The sequence below is a fragment of the Natronococcus sp. A-GB7 genome, assembly GCF_029688865.1.
In the GTDB taxonomy this organism is placed as follows: Archaea; Halobacteriota; Halobacteria; order Halobacteriales; family Natrialbaceae; genus Natronococcus.
In genome coordinates this window covers 60,525-75,430 of record NZ_JARUKV010000013.1, presented here as the reverse complement: position 1 = coordinate 75,430, position 14,906 = coordinate 60,525, and the positions used below count along the sequence as shown (strand labels likewise).

The following is a 14,906-nucleotide window of genomic DNA, read 5'->3' as shown; positions in this document are numbered from 1 at the left end:
GAATCGCCGGGCGCGATTCGTACTTTTTTCGATCGATTATTTGGTGGTTACTATGGCGATTCGGGGTCGAAGAGCCTCCACCGACCCGGATAGTTCGATCCGCGCTGTTCGAGTATATATTGATGGGCTTATTCTAGATACAATTGTGCGCAACTGTTGTGCATAGAATAAGTTCTCCCGTAGCAACCTGATAGCAATAGTCGTCTCGACGGGAGGGCGTGTATGGCAAACTGGCGTCGTCGATCGGTGCTGTCGACCGGTGTAGCGCTCGCGGCGGGAGGCGTGTTGGCCTCCGCCGGAACGGCCGAGACGGAGTTCGAGGGGACGACGGCTGCGGAAGCGGACGGGTGGTCGTCCTACCGCGGGAACGCGGGAAACACCGCGTTCGTGCCAGCGAACGGTGCATTCGCCGAACCCGAGACGGTAGCGTGGACGTACGGCCGGGCGGGCGACCTCGCGGCCGTTGACGGGACGGTCTACCTCCGAACCGGGGCGGGCGTCCACGCGCTCGACGATAGCGAGGGATCGGTAGCCTGGACCGCGGAGGGGCTCGGCGCCGACGGCACGCCGGCCGTCGCGGACGACACGGTTTACGTCGGTGGCGAGGAACTCACGGCCCTGGACGCCGACAGCGGCGAGGTGCGGTGGACGGCCGACCTCGAGGGCGGGGAGTCGACGTCCCCGACGGTCGCCGACGGAACCGTCTACCTCGTCGCCGACGGGGAACTGCTCGCGGTCGACGCGGCCGACGGCGACGTCGAGTGGCGCCGCGAGTCGGTCGCCCTCGAGCGAGAGGCCGAGACCGGAACGCCCGAGATCGACGACGCGACAGTTTCGTTCGCGGCCGTCCCCCTCGCGGTCGCGAACGGGTCGATATACGCGGCAGTCGGCGACGGAACCGGCGCCGACGGCACCGCGGGCTTCGCTGCGCTCGATGCGGAAACCGGCGAAACCCGGTGGACCTACTGGGAGCAGTGGCGGTGGGATCCCCACGGCTACGTGATGGCGACCGCCGACAGGGTCTACACCGGCTCGATCGCCGACGGCGACACCTATCCGGTACTCGACGCCGAGACCGGAGCGGAAGTCGAGCGGCTCACGTTCAGGTTCCCGCCCGCGATGACCGACGGGACGCGTGTAACGGCGGGTCGACACGGTTTCGAGAGCGCCGACCACGGAGCAGGCGAGAACTGGAGCGAGGGGGGCGGGACGGACGCCTGGCGTCTTCCGGTGATCGTCGGCGAGACCGTCATCGTCCCCTACTATCCGGGCGACGACCACGTGAACGCGCTGTACGGGTTCGACCTCGAGGACGGTACCGAGCAGTGGACGTTCACCCACGACGACCTCGATATCGGCGATCTCTCGGACTGGTACGCCGCCAGCGAGGACACCGTCTACGTCGCAGCAAGCGAGGATGCAGGTGACGAGCGGCTGGTGGCCGTCCGCTCCGGATCGGGCGGCGAGGACGAGGAATCCGAGGAGCCCGCCAGCGACGACGGAAACGATTCCGCAGACGAGTCCGAGAGCGACGACGGTGACGGCGAGGCCGGCTCCGACGGGGACGGAAGCGACGGTTCGGACGGCGACGATGGGGCTGCTGACTCGGAGAGCGATGACCCCGAGGAGATAGCGGACGGTAACGGCGACGATAGCTCCGAAACCGACGACGGCTACACCGGTGAGGAGACGGACGGCGACGCCGACGGGAACGCCACTGTTGACTCCGAGGACACCGACGACGGAACGACGGGCAGCGACGAAACCGATGCCGGAGCGACGGACGACACGACCACTGGCGATGACGACGTGACGGCCGACGGCTCGGACGACGACGGAACTCGAGAAACCGAGGAGAACAGCTCCGCGAGTAGCCGGGACGGCGACGAAGTCGATGAGCCGGACGACGGTGACCCCGTCGACGAGGACGACGACACCGAGGGAATGCCCGGCTTTACGGCCGGCGCCGGGATCGCCGGCGGCGCGCTCGGCCTCGAGTGGCTGCGCCGACGCGCGAGCGTCGAGGAAGACGACCGCGAGTAGCTCGAGTTCTCATACTGTCTGCTGGACGCCAGTTCCGGAGGGACCGCGATCCGGCCTGCGGTCCCACCGGCAACTCGGTACAGCAAACCGTATCACTCGACGGTGACGCTCTTCGCGAGGTTGCGCGGTCTGTCGATCGATCGGCCCAGTCGGTTGGCGACCCAGTAGGCGAGCAGTTGCAACTGGACGTTCGCCAGGATCGGGTAGAACCGCCAGTGGGTCTCGGGGACCCGAAGGACGTGATCGGCGTGGCCCGCGACCGCATCCGGATCGTCCGTCACCGCGACGATCGGCGCCCCTCGAGCCTCGACCTCCGTGACGTTGCCGAGCATCCGATCGGTGTTCTTCCGGCCGTTGACCAGCGCGATCACCGGCGTCGCCTCGCTCACGAGCGCGAGCGGTCCGTGTTTGAGTTCGCCAGCCGCGAACCCCTCCGCGTGCTCGTACGTGATCTCCTTCATCTTCAGGGCGCCCTCGAGGGCGACGGGCGCCTCGTACCCCCGGCCGATAAAGAAGTAGGCGTCGGCGCCGACGTACTCCTCGGCGACGGCTCGCGCGTTCGAGGTATCGAGGACCGACTGGATCCCGTCGGGAAGCTCGCGCAGCGCCTCGACGAACTGCCGCGAACAGTCGTCGGTGAGCGCGCTCGAGAGCGTCGCCAGGGCGACCTGCTGGGAGGTAAACGTCTTCGTCGCGGCGACGCCGATCTCCGGTCCCGCGCGGATGTACATCGCGTGATCAGCCTCCCGTGCGGCCGAGCTGCCGACGACGTTCGTGACGGCGAGCGTTTGCGCACCGACTCCGCTCGCGGTCCGGAGCGCGCGCAGGGTGTCGGCGGTTTCGCCGCTCTGAGTGACGCCGACGACCAGCGTTCGGTCGTCGAGCGGGAGCCGCTCGACGTCGTACTCGCTCGCGAGAAACGCCGTCGCCCGAACGCCTCGCTCGCGGAACAGTCTCGCGGCGTACAGCGAGGCGTGGTAAGATGTGCCACAGGCGACGAACTGCACGTCGGTCGGCCGCGCCAGGCCGTCGAGTTCCTCGATCGCGATCGACCCCTCGAGCGGTCGGAGCCGTCCGCGGAGACACTCCCGGATCGACCGGGGCTGTTCGTAGATCTCCTTCAACATGTAGTGGTCGTAGCCGCTCTTGCCCGCGTCCTCGGGATCCCAGTCGACGGTTTCGACCGAGACGTCGACGAGCGCCCCTCGCTCGTCTCGGACCTCGATCCCGCTGGGTCTGATCGTCGCGAACTGCCCGTCCTCGAGGTACACTACCTGATCGGTGTACTCGAGGAAGGCCGGAACGTCGCTGGCCAGTAGCGCGCAGCCGTCGTCAATACCGAGCACGAGCGGCGACTGGTCGCGCGTCGCGTACACCTCCTCCCGGCCGTGAAACACCGCGGCGACGGCGTAGCTCCCTTCGAGGCGCTCGATCGCCTGCCGGAACGCAGCGTCCTCGTCGGCACCCTGTTCGAGGGCCGTCTCGATCAGGTGGGGGATGACCTCGGTATCGGTCTCGCTGTCGAAGACGTGGCCGGCCGCCTCGAGTTCCTCGCGAAGTTCGCGGTAGTTCTCGACGATCCCGTTGTGGACGACGGCGACGCGGCCCTCACAGTCAGTGTGAGGGTGGGCGTTCTCGTCGGACGGCGGCCCGTGAGTGCTCCAGCGAGTGTGGCCGATTCCCGCCAGCGCGTCGACGGTTCCGTCGGGGAGCGTCTCCTCGAGGGCCTCGAGTTCGCCCTTCCGTTTGTAGACCGACACCTCCGGAGCGACCGCGATTCCGGCCGAATCGTAGCCGCGGTACTCCAGCTTCGAGAGTCCGCTCGAGAGCACCTCGACGACGTTCCGGTCCGCCTGTCCACCCGCGTATCCGATGATGCCACACATCAGGAACGCACCTCCGTTCCGCCGGCGAGCGTTCCGCGGACCGTCGTCCCGGTCTGGATGTCCGTTTCGGGCCCGACGAGTGCTCCGGGGACGTAGTCGATACCGCCGCGGTCGAGAACGCGGTCGGCCAGCAATGCGCCGAGGGCTTCGTCCTCGTAGACGGTGTCGCCGACGCGGACGTCGCCCGGGCCGCCCGGGATCGTCGATCCCGGGCCGATCGCGACGCCGGTTCCGGTAACGCACTCGACGACGGTCGCGTTTGCGCCGATCGTGGTGTCGGCGTCGACGACGCTCCGTTCGACGACGGCGTTGGCGCCGACCGTCACGTTCTCGCCGAGGCAGACGCCGGGACCGACGACGGCCCCGGGTCCGATCGCGCAGTCCCGATCGATCACGACCGGACCACGGACGACTGCGTCGTCGTGGACCGTCGCCTCTCGGCCGCCGATCTCCGGATCGCCGTTGACGAACCCCGCCTCGAACAGTTCGGCGGAGACCTCGAGGAGGTCCCAGGGGTAGGTCGCGTCGGTCCAGAGCCCCTCCGAGGCGACTCCCCGAACGATCTCGCCGGTTTCGACGAGCGTCGAGAGACCGTCGACGAGGAGGTGCTCCCCGTTTCTCGAGTCCGCCGCTCGAACGCCGTCGAACGCCGCCGGCTCGAGCGCGTAGACGCCCGCGTTGAGTCGGTAGTCCCGCCCGTCCTGCGGGTTCTCGACGATATCGGTCACGAGTCCGTCCTCGACGAGGACGCCGCCGTAGGACTGGACGTTCGGCCGATGGAGGTACGCGACCGTCGCGGCGGCGCTCGAGTCGTGAGCTCGCACCACGTCGCCGATGATCCGAGAGTCGACGATCTGGTCTCCGTTGATCGCCAGACAGGTACCGGTTACCTCGGACTCGGCTGCGAGCAGGGCGTGGCCAGTTCCGAGCTGTTTCTCCTGGACGACGTAGCTGATCGGAACGTTTCGGTAGGTCGAGCCGAAGTAGGACTGAACGCGCTCGCGCCGGTAGCCGACGACGACGACGAGTTCCGAGACGCCCGCGTCGACGAGCTGGTCGAAGACGTGCTCGAGGATCGGTTTCGTCGCCGCCGGCAGCATCGGTTTCGGACGGTTCTGGGTCAGGGGTCGGAGCCGGATCCCCTCTCCGGCGGCCAGAACGATCGCGGAGTCGATCGACATACACGGCAGTAGATGCGGCGCCCTCTTGGGACCCGTCGACAGTCTCTCGAGTCAACCGTCGATATACGGCGTGAATCGCGTTCCGGCGCACCGTTACCGGTAGAGGCCCGCTCGTAGAGCACCGTGCGGGCCGGCGGTCACTCGAGGTGTCGACGGTCGCATTTCGGATGAAACGGTTGCGATCCGTGTCGGGACGAGGAGACCGTGACGGCGTCACGGCCGACTTCACTCTCTCGTTTCGCGCGGACGATCGATCGGAACGGTGTCTACGACCGATTACTCGTGACTGGCGGCGATAATACCGAATTACCAGTTTCGACGCCCGTCGCCGTGGTACCGACTCGTCGATTCGACAGCTCAGAGGTAGCGGCGAGCACGGTGGGTCGTTCGAACGGGAGATCCGGACGCGAACCTCTCCGCCCTCGAATGCGCAGAATTACCAGTTCGGAACAACGATAGTATGCCAAAGAAAGCACAATATTAGGTATCAGGATGCAGGGTGGCGATCGAGTAGCCAACTATCCGGAAGAGGAGCGCTTCAATGGTTCCATACACCTGGATTCCGAATGCACGCTTGTCGAGAGACGCAATGTTCGATCACCACCCAACTGACCGAGCCCGTGACGCGTCTCGAGGACAAACGGAACTTGGAGAGGTCTATCCTCCGCGACGCTCGAGCTATCGCCCTCGTTACTCGCCAATTGTTGGTCCGGCTTCTCCGCACCCCCCTCCTTGGATGTCCATATACTTTGCAATACTATTTCCAGATAGGAATATTATTGACATACCGTGCGATCGAGGACGCTGATACCGCGAGTACGGCCGTTCCACTCGCGTTGGTAGTTCGGTATCCGCCAGAACCGGTCGGGCTTCCAGCGAAGCGGTCGCTCGAAATCATCGTTCCGACGGCCGAAACGTAACGAGCGTCGTTCCCTCGGCTTTCCACGCGTTGTGTGAGCTCTGGCACGCAATGTTCATTTGGATCGGCCCCGAAGTACTCCGGGACCATGCCCACGAACAGCGTTCCGCTCGTACCGAGAGGACGACCCACGTTCCGAGCCGATCCGACCGTCCGTCCGCCGGGAGGCGACGATGGATGACCGACACACGAACCGACGCGATCGAGCTACACAGAAGACAGCTACTGACCGCACTGATCGTCGCGGGTGCCCTCGGAGCGACTCCAGCCGCGAGGGGAGACGGCGATACAGGCGTCGATCGGGGGAGTAGTACGATGGATACCGAACGCTCTCACCTCCGGCTCGAGTGGTACCGCGACTCCGAAGGCGCGCTTCCCGACCCCGGTATCGAAAACCGAGTCGTCTACGTCGAGGAAGGCGGGTCCGACTACCCCGCGGGAACGGTGCTCCGCGACACCGGAACGGAGTGGGTTCGACTCGAGTTCGTCACAGGGGACGACCGGTGGGAGACGGACGACGACGGGACGCTGGTGCCGGTCGACGAGCGGCCGGTTCGGGTTACGGACTCGGCCCACGTCGGCGATCACTCGACGATCCGGGAGGACGAAACCGACGACGGCGAACCGCACCTTCGGATCGCGTTCGACCCGACTTCGAACCCATGACGTTCGGCATCGTCGGCGATCCGTACCGCGACGTTGACTGGGAGTCCGTCGAGCAGTATCGAACCGAGATCCACGCTCATCCGCGCGGAGACGAACACGAGACGCCGAGGGACGTCTGGGATCTGTACGTGGGGGAACTCGGCTACGACGTCATGTCTATCAACGGCGTCGGGGAGACCGTCTGGCCGCTCGAGGACGAGGGTATCGATCCCGAAGCCGACGGCGTGATCGCCTTCCCCGCGATGGAGTCCCGTCCGAACGAGCACGTCCACGCGCTGTTCTCGACAATCGACGACTCGAGGATCCACGCGCACGATCCCCGATCCGAGACGATCCGCCACATTCTCGGCCGGAGACGATTCGACGAGCCGCGCGCGCTGGCGGTATACGCGCACCCGCAGGGGTACGCCGACCCGGACGAGTGGGGTCGGTACGAGGACGAGCTGGTGGCGTTCTCCCGGGAGCGGGGGCTCGTCGGCGTCGAGGTGTACAACGGCTGGGACGGTGATGCAGTCGAGCTGTGGGACGAACTGCTCGCGAACGTCCGAGGGGATGTACTGGCGTTCGGCGCGGACGATCCTCGAGACGAGTTCGTCGTCGGAGAGGACGTCGATCGCCGGTGGACGAGCGTCCTCCTCGAGCCGGAGCGCTACGACCCCGCCGAACAGGCGGACTCTCGGGCGGCGATCGTCGAGGCGATCACCCGGGGACGGCTCCTCGCACACGAACGCGACCCGTTCGACGAGGGTCGCTCACCGTCGGTCCCGTCGGTCGACTCGATCGACGTAGACGTGGTCGGCGGTACCCTCTCGATCGAGTCGAGCGACGCCGACGAGACACGCTGGATCAGCGACGGTGTCGTCGTCGAAACGGGTCCAACCGTCCGGATCACCGACGAACTCGGGAGCTACGTCAGGGCCGAACTCGTGAACGGCCGCGGCGTGACGGCGACCCAGGCGTGGCAACTCGGCGAGTTCAGCGCGATGCGACAGTTCAGCGACCGGACCGAACTGGAGACCGACCTCGCGGTGTCGGGGAGTCTCGAGGGGACGACGGCGAAACTGGTCGAACTCGTCCTCGCGACCCTCGAGGCCGAGGACGGCTCGTTCGTCACCGCGAACATCGCCGAGGATTCCCAGCGAAAGCGGCTGGCGACGGTCGACCTCGCCGGCGAGTCCCAGGTCGAACTCGAGGTTCCCGGCTCCTTCGACGCGTACTACCTCGGCTTCGACGGGCTGCGCCTCGCGGACGACAACGACGAAGCATTTCGGATGCGGCTGAACGGCAACGACGACGACGAGTACCAGTTCCGAACGACGGACGGCGAGGTCCACGACGACGAGTCCAGCATCCTGCTGACGGACGATCTGCGAACCTCCTTCGAGCACTACTACACCGGCGAGGTGCGAATCGACACGACGGGAGGCCGGCATCGAATCTTCGCACAGGCCGTCGGCGGGCGGGATCTCGCCGAGGGGACAGACCTGTGGCACGGGCTCTCGCGGGAGACGGCGGGCGAACTCGAGACGATCGAGCTGTTCACCGAGGGCGCCGTCTTTCGCGAGGGGGCGTCGGTACACCTGCACGGACGGGAGTGGTGAGAGGGCGGAGCGCTCGAGTGTTCCTCGAATCGACCCTAGTCCACTAGTCGCTCGCTCCGCTTCTCGGGCGATCCCGACGACCGCCGCTGCGGTCCCGCGATCCCGTCGTCGCCGATCGAGGTGATCTTCGGCTCGGTTGCGGCGGACACGCCCGTTCGATCCTAGAGACCACTTATCACCGACGGCGTGCTGTGGAGGGCCGTATGAGAACGCTCGTGATCGGGTTAGACGGAGTCGGATTCCCCGTGCTGGATCCACTGATCGAGAGGGACGTCGTTCCGAACATCGGACGGTTCCGCGATCGAAGCGCCGCCGCACCGCTCGAGTCGCAGCTGCCGCCGTGGACGCCGAGCGCGTGGCCGTCGATCTATACCGGCGTCAACCCCGGCAAACACGGCGTGTACGACTTCCTCCGCTTCGACGGCTACGACTGGACCATCGCGAACCGGGACCACGTCAAGGAGCACGCGGTCTGGGAGCTCCTGTCGATGGAGGGGTACACCAGCGTCGTCCTCAACGTCCCGGTCACGCACCCGCCACGACGGTTCGACGGCGTCCTCGTTCCCGGCTACACCGCCCCGGAGGAGGCCGACTGTCACCCGAGCGGCGTCCGGACGGAGCTCGAGGCCGAACTCGGGGAGTACAGACTCTACACCGAGACCCCCGGCGCGAGCACCACGAAGCGCGAGCGCGTACGCGGTTACGAGCGGCTCACCCGGATGCGCGGCGTGGCGTTCCGAACGCTCGTCGAGAAACACGATCCCGACTTCGGATTCGTACAGTTCCAGCAGTGCGATTCGGTCTTCCACGACTTTCCGGGGGACGACGACGTCGTCCGCGGCGTCTTCGAGGCCATCGACCGGGAGGTTGGGGCGATCCTCACCGCGTGCGATCCGGACGTCGTTCTGATCGTCAGCGACCACGGAATCGGCCCGATGAACGGCTACGAGTTCCGGGTGAACAACTACCTCCGCGAGACGGGGTTCGTGACCGCGACGGCCTCGGGCGAGGGGATGCCCTCCTGGAAGAGCGTCTCGCGGAAGCGATCGCGTCGAGGTGAGAGCGGCGGGTCGACGACGCCGACGGTCCTCGAGCGAGCGGTCGAGGGGCTCGCCCGGGCGGGTATCACCAGCCAGCGCATCGGCGCCGCGGCGAAGCGACTGGGGATCGACGACGTCGTTCTCGAACTCGCGCCGGACGACGTCGTCAGGGCGGGCGGCGAACAGGTCGACTTCGCGTCGTCGGTCGCGTACATGCGCTCGCGAACCGAGATGGGCGTTCGACTCAACCTCGAGGGCCGAGAGCCGGCGGGCGTCGTGTCCCCTACGGAGTACGAGCGAACCCGAACCGCGGTGATCGACGTCCTCGAGGGAGTGACGACGCCCGACGGTGATCCGGTTTTCGAGGGCGTATACCCGCGCGAGGACGTCTACGAGGGTCCGTACCTCGAGGACGCACCCGATATCGTGACCGTTCCGAACGGGTTCGACCAGTTCCTGGTAGCGAACCTGAAGGAGAGTCGCTTCGGCGAGCCGACCGAACCGTGGGAGCACAAACTCGACGGGATCGTCATGGCGGGCGGAGCGGGCGTCGAGACGGACGCGACCCTCACGGACCCCCACGTGTTCGACATCGCACCGACGGTACTGGCGACCTTCGGTCTCCCGAGCAGCGACCGAATGGACGGAGCGCCGCTTCCGATCGTCGAGCCGATCGGACGGACGGAGTACGTGTCCTTCGAACCGAAGGAACCGGCTCGCACCGACAGCACCACCGTCGAGCAGCGCCTCGCCGATCTAGGGTATCTCGAGTGAGAGGCGGATCGAACGCCTCTCCTCGCCGGCGGACGACTCGAGCGGGTACCGGTATTCGTCGTACGGTGTAGCACGGATGGGGCTGTGGCTCACGGGACGAGAGTGGAAACTGTCGCTGAACACGTGTCCGGCGTCATCGGAAACTCCCGTACCTCATGGGCTCCGGTCGTGCTCGACGAGCCGGCGGGGAGAGAACGCCAGCGCTCGTTTCGTCCGTCGCTTCATCAGTTACCGAGGAGGTTTAGAGATTTTACCGGACTCCGCCCGAACGGAGTTTTTCCGTGAGCAGCCAACTGGTAGGCACCCTTGGCGGCTTTCAGTCCCAGGCCGGGCGACTCGATAATGTAGTACGGTTCCAGCTTTCCACCGAACGAACTCTTGTACGGGGACAACCGTTCTTCGTTCGCGGAGTACATATCGTACCGTTCGATCGAGTCCAGCGCCGGATCCTCGAGAATATCTTCGATGATCCTCCAGTGAAGCACGCTGTTCGGACTCACCGGGAAGTCGTTGTTTGCGTTTTTCGTACTCCCCTTCCAGTTGTACGCCGTATCGTTCGAGTAAAGGACCAGCACTCCGCTGACGAACTCCCCCTCGGCGGTTTCGGCTACGTACATCCGAACCCGGTCGTCGAGCGTTTCGATCAGGTCACGAACAAACGCCCACTCGTGCGGAACTTTCAGATTCTGCTCTCGATACCGCGCCCGTATCGATTCGTACGTCTGCTTTGCGTCCCGCATCCCTCCCGTCCGAACGACGAGGAGGTCGTCGTCCCAGTTCCGGATCTCCTTGCGTCGGTCACTACTGAACGAGTGTAGTACGTCGTCGGGAGTAGTCGACTCGAGATCGAGTTGGTAAGTGAACGAGGGTTCGATGCTGAAACCGGTCCACCGAAACGGACGGGGATCCCCGTACCGGGGATCGCACGCGATGCGGAAGAGCGTCGACCTGCTGTTCGCTTCCAGGTGTTCGATAACGCTCCGAACAAATTTCTTGTTCACGGATTCGCGCTTCCGCGGTTTCGGACTGGTCGGCATCACTAACGGACCGAGTCTGACGACTCCGTACCCCAGTGGTGGAGAGCTGACGAGCCGTCCGACCGTGTAGTTTCGTTCGAACACCGGGAACAGTCCGATCGGTTGTTGACCCTTGAACCCCCCGAGCAGATGCAGATCAGCGGTAGTGTGCCTGTTCAGAAGCCGGAGTGCTTCCGTCGAGTGAAACACGTCGAAGCCAGTATCCGGAAGCATCTCTTCCCATTCGTCGAATTCGAGCTCTCGTATCTCCATATCCGTGCCTCGGCAGGTACGGTTCTCGGCTATTTATAACTGCAACGTACCGGGGCAGCTGTCCTGCGATCCGGTAATTCGCTTTCGTCGGTACTAGTCGTGCGGACGCTGCAATCTCTATATACGCAGCGGTGAACCAGCGAGTTGCACGACGCATGACCTCTGCCCCAAACGACCTCTGTGTGCTTGCCGATCCGTATCTGAGAGCGTATCAGGTTCGATCCCTCGAGAACGCAGTTGCCGAACTCGGGATCGACATCTCCCTCGTTGTCGTCAGTAACCCGGACGCTCCCGATATCGACCCTGAGTTGAAGGCGAGCGCGGCGAACGGGCGAATCGGCTTCGCAACTGTTCGGGCTTTCACCAACTACCTTCTCCGCGAACGAGCGTGGGCGCTCGTGTACGCCGAAAAGAAGATCACCGAACAGTTCGGGGCCGACTTTCCGTCCACGAACCGCGTTCCCGTAGAGGCCGTCTCCTGCTTTTCGGATGCAGAGATTCGCCACGTAACGCCGATCACGGATGGGAACTGGATCGAGCTCCCCTCTCCGACGGTCGATCTGATCGAGGCAAACTGCGACGTAGCCGTCAGATTCGGGTTCGGATTGATCGCGGGTGACGTTCTCAGCGCACCCGAGTACGGTGTTTTGAGCTTCCACCCGGCAGATATCAGACGATACCGCGGGCTCGGAACACCCCAGGCCTGGATCGACGACCGCGACACCATCGGCGTCACGCTCCAGCAGCTGACCGAAGAGATCGACGGCGGAAGGATCGTCGCCTGCGGCGAAACCGACGTCACGGAGTGTCCGACGCTCTGGGAGGCCTACGAGAACGTCTACGATCTGTTTCCGACGGTCCTCGTCGAAGGCCTCGAGAACCTCCGCGACCCGTCGTTCGAACCGGTAGAGCCCGACTCGCTCGGACCGTACTATCCGACACAGTCCCGTCAGAGCATCTCGTTTGCCGGTCGGACGCTCCTCAAGAACGTGAAGGGGAGAGCCGGCTCGAGCCTCTCGACGCGTTGATCGCTCGAGCACGGGGGGTTCCGACACCGCACGCCTCCCGTCTACCAACGCTGAGACGCTTCGATGGAAGGTCGGAGGAAGCGCACGTGTGCCGAATGCGGAACTCGAACGGGGTTCCTCACGCTCCACTCGTGGAGACTACTGCTTTCTCGACGGGGCTCTCGCGGCCTCGGCGGTACCTCCGCTCGTGTCACGATTCAAGACCGCGTCCCTTTTGTCCCTATCCAGCAAGAACTGGACGCTCTGTACGGCGGTTCCGACCACGGGAGAGGGGTCGGTAGCCGAGAGAACACCGTAGCAGACCGTCCCGTCCCAAAACCGGACCATGTCGACGAAGTCGGGAACCCTGTCGCCGGAATCGATGAGACGGAGTATCTCGTTCGGAAGCACCCATCGGTACGTGACTCCGGTGTCGTACCTCTCGTGGCGATTTACCGGATTGTTCTGAGCCAGTTCCGCGACGAGATACGGAAAGTCGACGCCGGAAACGACCGCGAGGTGAACCGGCATCCAGAACCTCGGGTTCACCTCGAGGAGACGTGGTCGTCCGTCCTCGTCGATGATGAACTCGACTTCGGCGGGACCCTTCCACCCCGCTTCCTCGAGAAGGTCGATTGCGAACTGCTTCGCTCGAGCATCGTCCGTACTCACTCCGACGACCGTCGGACCGCCACTGAGCGGGTACTCCTTCACCCGTTCGTACGAGAAGGATGCGATTTCGTTCTGGTTGTCATCTAACAGGACACACGCGGTAGTGTAGCCGGTTTTTTCGATGAACTCCTGAATGATGGGCGTGCCGTACTCGGACGCTATCGAGGGGTACTCGCTGCGGAGTTCGTCGGGAGAGTCGACCCGTCTGATGCCCCGCGAACCGGAACTTCGCCGAGGTCTGATCAGTGCGGGGTAGGAAACCTCGGATGCTATCGAATCGACGTCGATCCGTTCCGGAAAGTACGTCGGTGGAACCGGCGTCCCTATGGTAGAGGCGAGTTTGATCGTCTCGCCCTTGTCCATAAACCGATCCATCACGTCGGGCTCCGCCACGTACAGGTTCGTGAAGCGTTCGAACTGCTCCCGGTGTTCGGCTATCCGTTGGGTCGTCGCGTCCCGAGTCGGTATCAGGACGTCGTAGTCGACACTGCGCACCCGCTCGAGCAGTACCTCGATGAAATCGGTCGGTCGGTCTTGGGCCGACGGGTAGGTGATCGATTCAGCGACGTACTTGGAAAACCTCGTGAGGTTCCAGTCGAAGGTATCACCGCAGTGAACCGAGTACCCTCGTCGGCCCAGCGACCTGCACACCGCGAGACTCGATAGCGTCCGTCCGTCCAGGACCAGTGCTCGTTTCATCTGTTAGTTCCTTTCGTCGTGATTTTCGAGGGCATCTCTTCGGTGGCGGCGTCATCGACGAGCACAGCGGTACCCGTTTCGCCGACTCCGGACGGTATCGGCGTTGGGCCGCCGTCGATCCCGACCAGCGGATCCGAGCTAGTCGATCGGCGGTGGTACGTTGCGCCCCGTTGTCACGGTTACTCGTGGAGGAGTCCGTCAATCTACTTCAGCGTTTTGCCACCCGTTCGTTCGTCTACCTGTCCCGGACCCCGAGCCGGACGGATCGGCCGTCGAACGACGAACTGTGACGACTCCTCTTCTTACTCGCGGTGAACGAACCGCGAGACGATCCGCGTCGTCCGACGGAGGAGGAGATAGATCTCGCGCCCGACCGGCATTCCGTCGTAGATCCACAGCAGTACGCCGAGTATCGGCAGCCCCACGACGAGCCACGTGTACGGTGACTCGGGCGACTGGCTGACGTAGAGTGCGTACTCCGTGATGTTCTCGAAGAACGTCTCCGCGAACCCGGAGTCGTCGCTTTCTCCCGTGGTTCCCGTCTCTCCGTCGTTCTCGTCCGGTTGAAACGGCCAGATGATTCGATAAACCGGAGACCGACCGGTACGCAGCTGGGTCGGCAACACGTCGGCCGGAAGATGGAGAAGATAGCCGATCCCGAACGCCAACCCGTATCGGGGCCGACCTCGAGCCGAGGCGACCAAACCGGCGGCGATCGAGAGCGGGACCGCGAAGAAAATCGAGTGTCCGATCGCGTAGCCGCTGGAAAACACGCCGAACTCCCAGGCCAACGGTTTGTCGATCAGATCGGGCAGCACCGAAGCGAAGACGACGACGAGCGTCTCCCTGCTCGTCGGAGTATCTCGATAGATGACGTGAACGAAAACCGAGTAACCGAGATAGCCCACGATCGCGTGTTCCCAGGGCATCATGACGGTTCTATCGTGTGGGCGACTGGAGCGCAAAAGCGTTTTCCTAGTGTCCGAGTACCGAGCGATGGAGTGGATCGTCGAACGGTCACTCGAGTCGGCGACCGACGGGGATTTTCCGGGGAGTTCCGATCGAAGCTGCGACTCGTGCGCTTCCGATCGAAGCGATTCCGGCGAGTCGAGCAGCTTCCTAGTACTAG

The 14,906-nt window shown here is 64.4% G+C and carries 10 protein-coding genes; 5 read left to right on the top strand and 5 right to left on the bottom strand.

The features are described from left to right. The first annotated feature begins 222 nt into the window (after positions 1-222). Positions 223-2,043: a PQQ-binding-like beta-propeller repeat protein gene (locus QA609_RS13190; protein ID WP_278303079.1), complete on the top strand. Its 1,821-nt coding sequence runs from the start codon at positions 223-225 to the stop codon at positions 2,041-2,043. 92 nt (positions 2,044-2,135) lie between these two features. On the opposite strand, the gene glmS is transcribed toward QA609_RS13190, so the two are convergent. Together glmS and QA609_RS13180 are read right to left on the bottom strand one after the other, a co-directional pair. Beyond that, positions 2,136-3,929 (bottom strand): glutamine--fructose-6-phosphate transaminase (isomerizing), encoded by a 1,794-nt coding sequence (glmS, locus tag QA609_RS13185; RefSeq protein ID WP_278303078.1) that lies wholly within the window; start codon positions 3,927-3,929, stop codon positions 2,136-2,138. Beyond that, positions 3,929-5,110, bottom strand: a complete 1,182-nt coding sequence (locus QA609_RS13180; protein WP_278303077.1) for a sugar phosphate nucleotidyltransferase — start codon at positions 5,108-5,110, stop codon at positions 3,929-3,931. Before QA609_RS13180 ends, glmS begins: the two co-directional genes overlap by 1 nt. 1,096 nt (positions 5,111-6,206) lie before the next feature. Between QA609_RS13180 and QA609_RS13175 the strand changes: the two genes are divergently transcribed. From QA609_RS13175 to QA609_RS13165, 3 genes are all read left to right on the top strand, one after another. Continuing rightward, on the top strand, positions 6,207-6,695 hold the full coding sequence (locus QA609_RS13175; RefSeq protein WP_278303076.1) for a hypothetical protein: 489 nt from the start codon (positions 6,207-6,209) through the stop codon (positions 6,693-6,695). Further along, positions 6,692-8,296 (top strand): hypothetical protein, encoded by a 1,605-nt coding sequence (locus tag QA609_RS13170; protein WP_278303075.1) that lies wholly within the window; start codon positions 6,692-6,694, stop codon positions 8,294-8,296. The genes QA609_RS13175 and QA609_RS13170 overlap by 4 nt, the downstream gene beginning before the upstream one ends. A gap of 203 nt (positions 8,297-8,499) precedes the next feature. After that, positions 8,500-10,110, top strand: coding sequence for an alkaline phosphatase family protein (locus tag QA609_RS13165; RefSeq protein WP_278303074.1), 1,611 nt, complete (start codon positions 8,500-8,502; stop codon positions 10,108-10,110). A gap of 224 nt (positions 10,111-10,334) precedes the next feature. Here QA609_RS13165 and QA609_RS13160 read toward each other — a convergent pair whose 3' ends face one another. Next, entirely contained in the window at positions 10,335-11,147 is an 813-nt protein-coding gene (locus QA609_RS13160; RefSeq protein WP_278303138.1) for a GNAT family N-acetyltransferase, read from the bottom strand. A 407-nt stretch (positions 11,148-11,554) separates the two neighbouring features. On the opposite strand from QA609_RS13160, the gene QA609_RS13155 reads away from it, so the two are divergent. Then, on the top strand, positions 11,555-12,427 hold the full coding sequence (locus QA609_RS13155; protein ID WP_278303073.1) for a formyltransferase family protein: 873 nt from the start codon (positions 11,555-11,557) through the stop codon (positions 12,425-12,427). A gap of 138 nt (positions 12,428-12,565) precedes the next feature. Here QA609_RS13155 and QA609_RS13150 read toward each other — a convergent pair whose 3' ends face one another. Then, positions 12,566-13,441, bottom strand: a complete 876-nt coding sequence (locus tag QA609_RS13150) for an ATP-grasp domain-containing protein (RefSeq protein ID WP_278303072.1) — start codon at positions 13,439-13,441, stop codon at positions 12,566-12,568. Between the two features lie 638 nt (positions 13,442-14,079). Continuing rightward, entirely contained in the window at positions 14,080-14,709 is a 630-nt protein-coding gene (locus tag QA609_RS13145) for a metal-dependent hydrolase (RefSeq protein ID WP_278303071.1), read from the bottom strand. Positions 14,710-14,906 lie beyond the last annotated feature (197 nt).

What these genes read in the sequence shown, in the direction of transcription:
- QA609_RS13190 (WP_278303079.1), top strand. Translation starts at nt 223, where the DNA reads ATGGCAAACTGGCGTCGTCGATCGGTGCTGTCGACCGGTGTAGCGCTC.
- glmS (WP_278303078.1), bottom strand. Translation starts at nt 3,929, where the DNA reads ATGTGTGGCATCATCGGATACGCGGGTGGACAGGCGGACCGGAACGTC.
- QA609_RS13180 (WP_278303077.1), bottom strand. Translation starts at nt 5,110, where the DNA reads ATGTCGATCGACTCCGCGATCGTTCTGGCCGCCGGAGAGGGGATCCGG.
- QA609_RS13175 (WP_278303076.1), top strand. Translation starts at nt 6,207, where the DNA reads ATGACCGACACACGAACCGACGCGATCGAGCTACACAGAAGACAGCTA.
- QA609_RS13170 (WP_278303075.1), top strand. Translation starts at nt 6,692, where the DNA reads ATGACGTTCGGCATCGTCGGCGATCCGTACCGCGACGTTGACTGGGAG.
- QA609_RS13165 (WP_278303074.1), top strand. Translation starts at nt 8,500, where the DNA reads ATGAGAACGCTCGTGATCGGGTTAGACGGAGTCGGATTCCCCGTGCTG.
- QA609_RS13160 (WP_278303138.1), bottom strand. Translation starts at nt 11,147, where the DNA reads ATGCCGACCAGTCCGAAACCGCGGAAGCGCGAATCCGTGAACAAGAAA.
- QA609_RS13155 (WP_278303073.1), top strand. Translation starts at nt 11,555, where the DNA reads ATGACCTCTGCCCCAAACGACCTCTGTGTGCTTGCCGATCCGTATCTG.
- QA609_RS13150 (WP_278303072.1), bottom strand. Translation starts at nt 13,441, where the DNA reads ATGGACAAGGGCGAGACGATCAAACTCGCCTCTACCATAGGGACGCCG.
- QA609_RS13145 (WP_278303071.1), bottom strand. Translation starts at nt 14,709, where the DNA reads ATGATGCCCTGGGAACACGCGATCGTGGGCTATCTCGGTTACTCGGTT.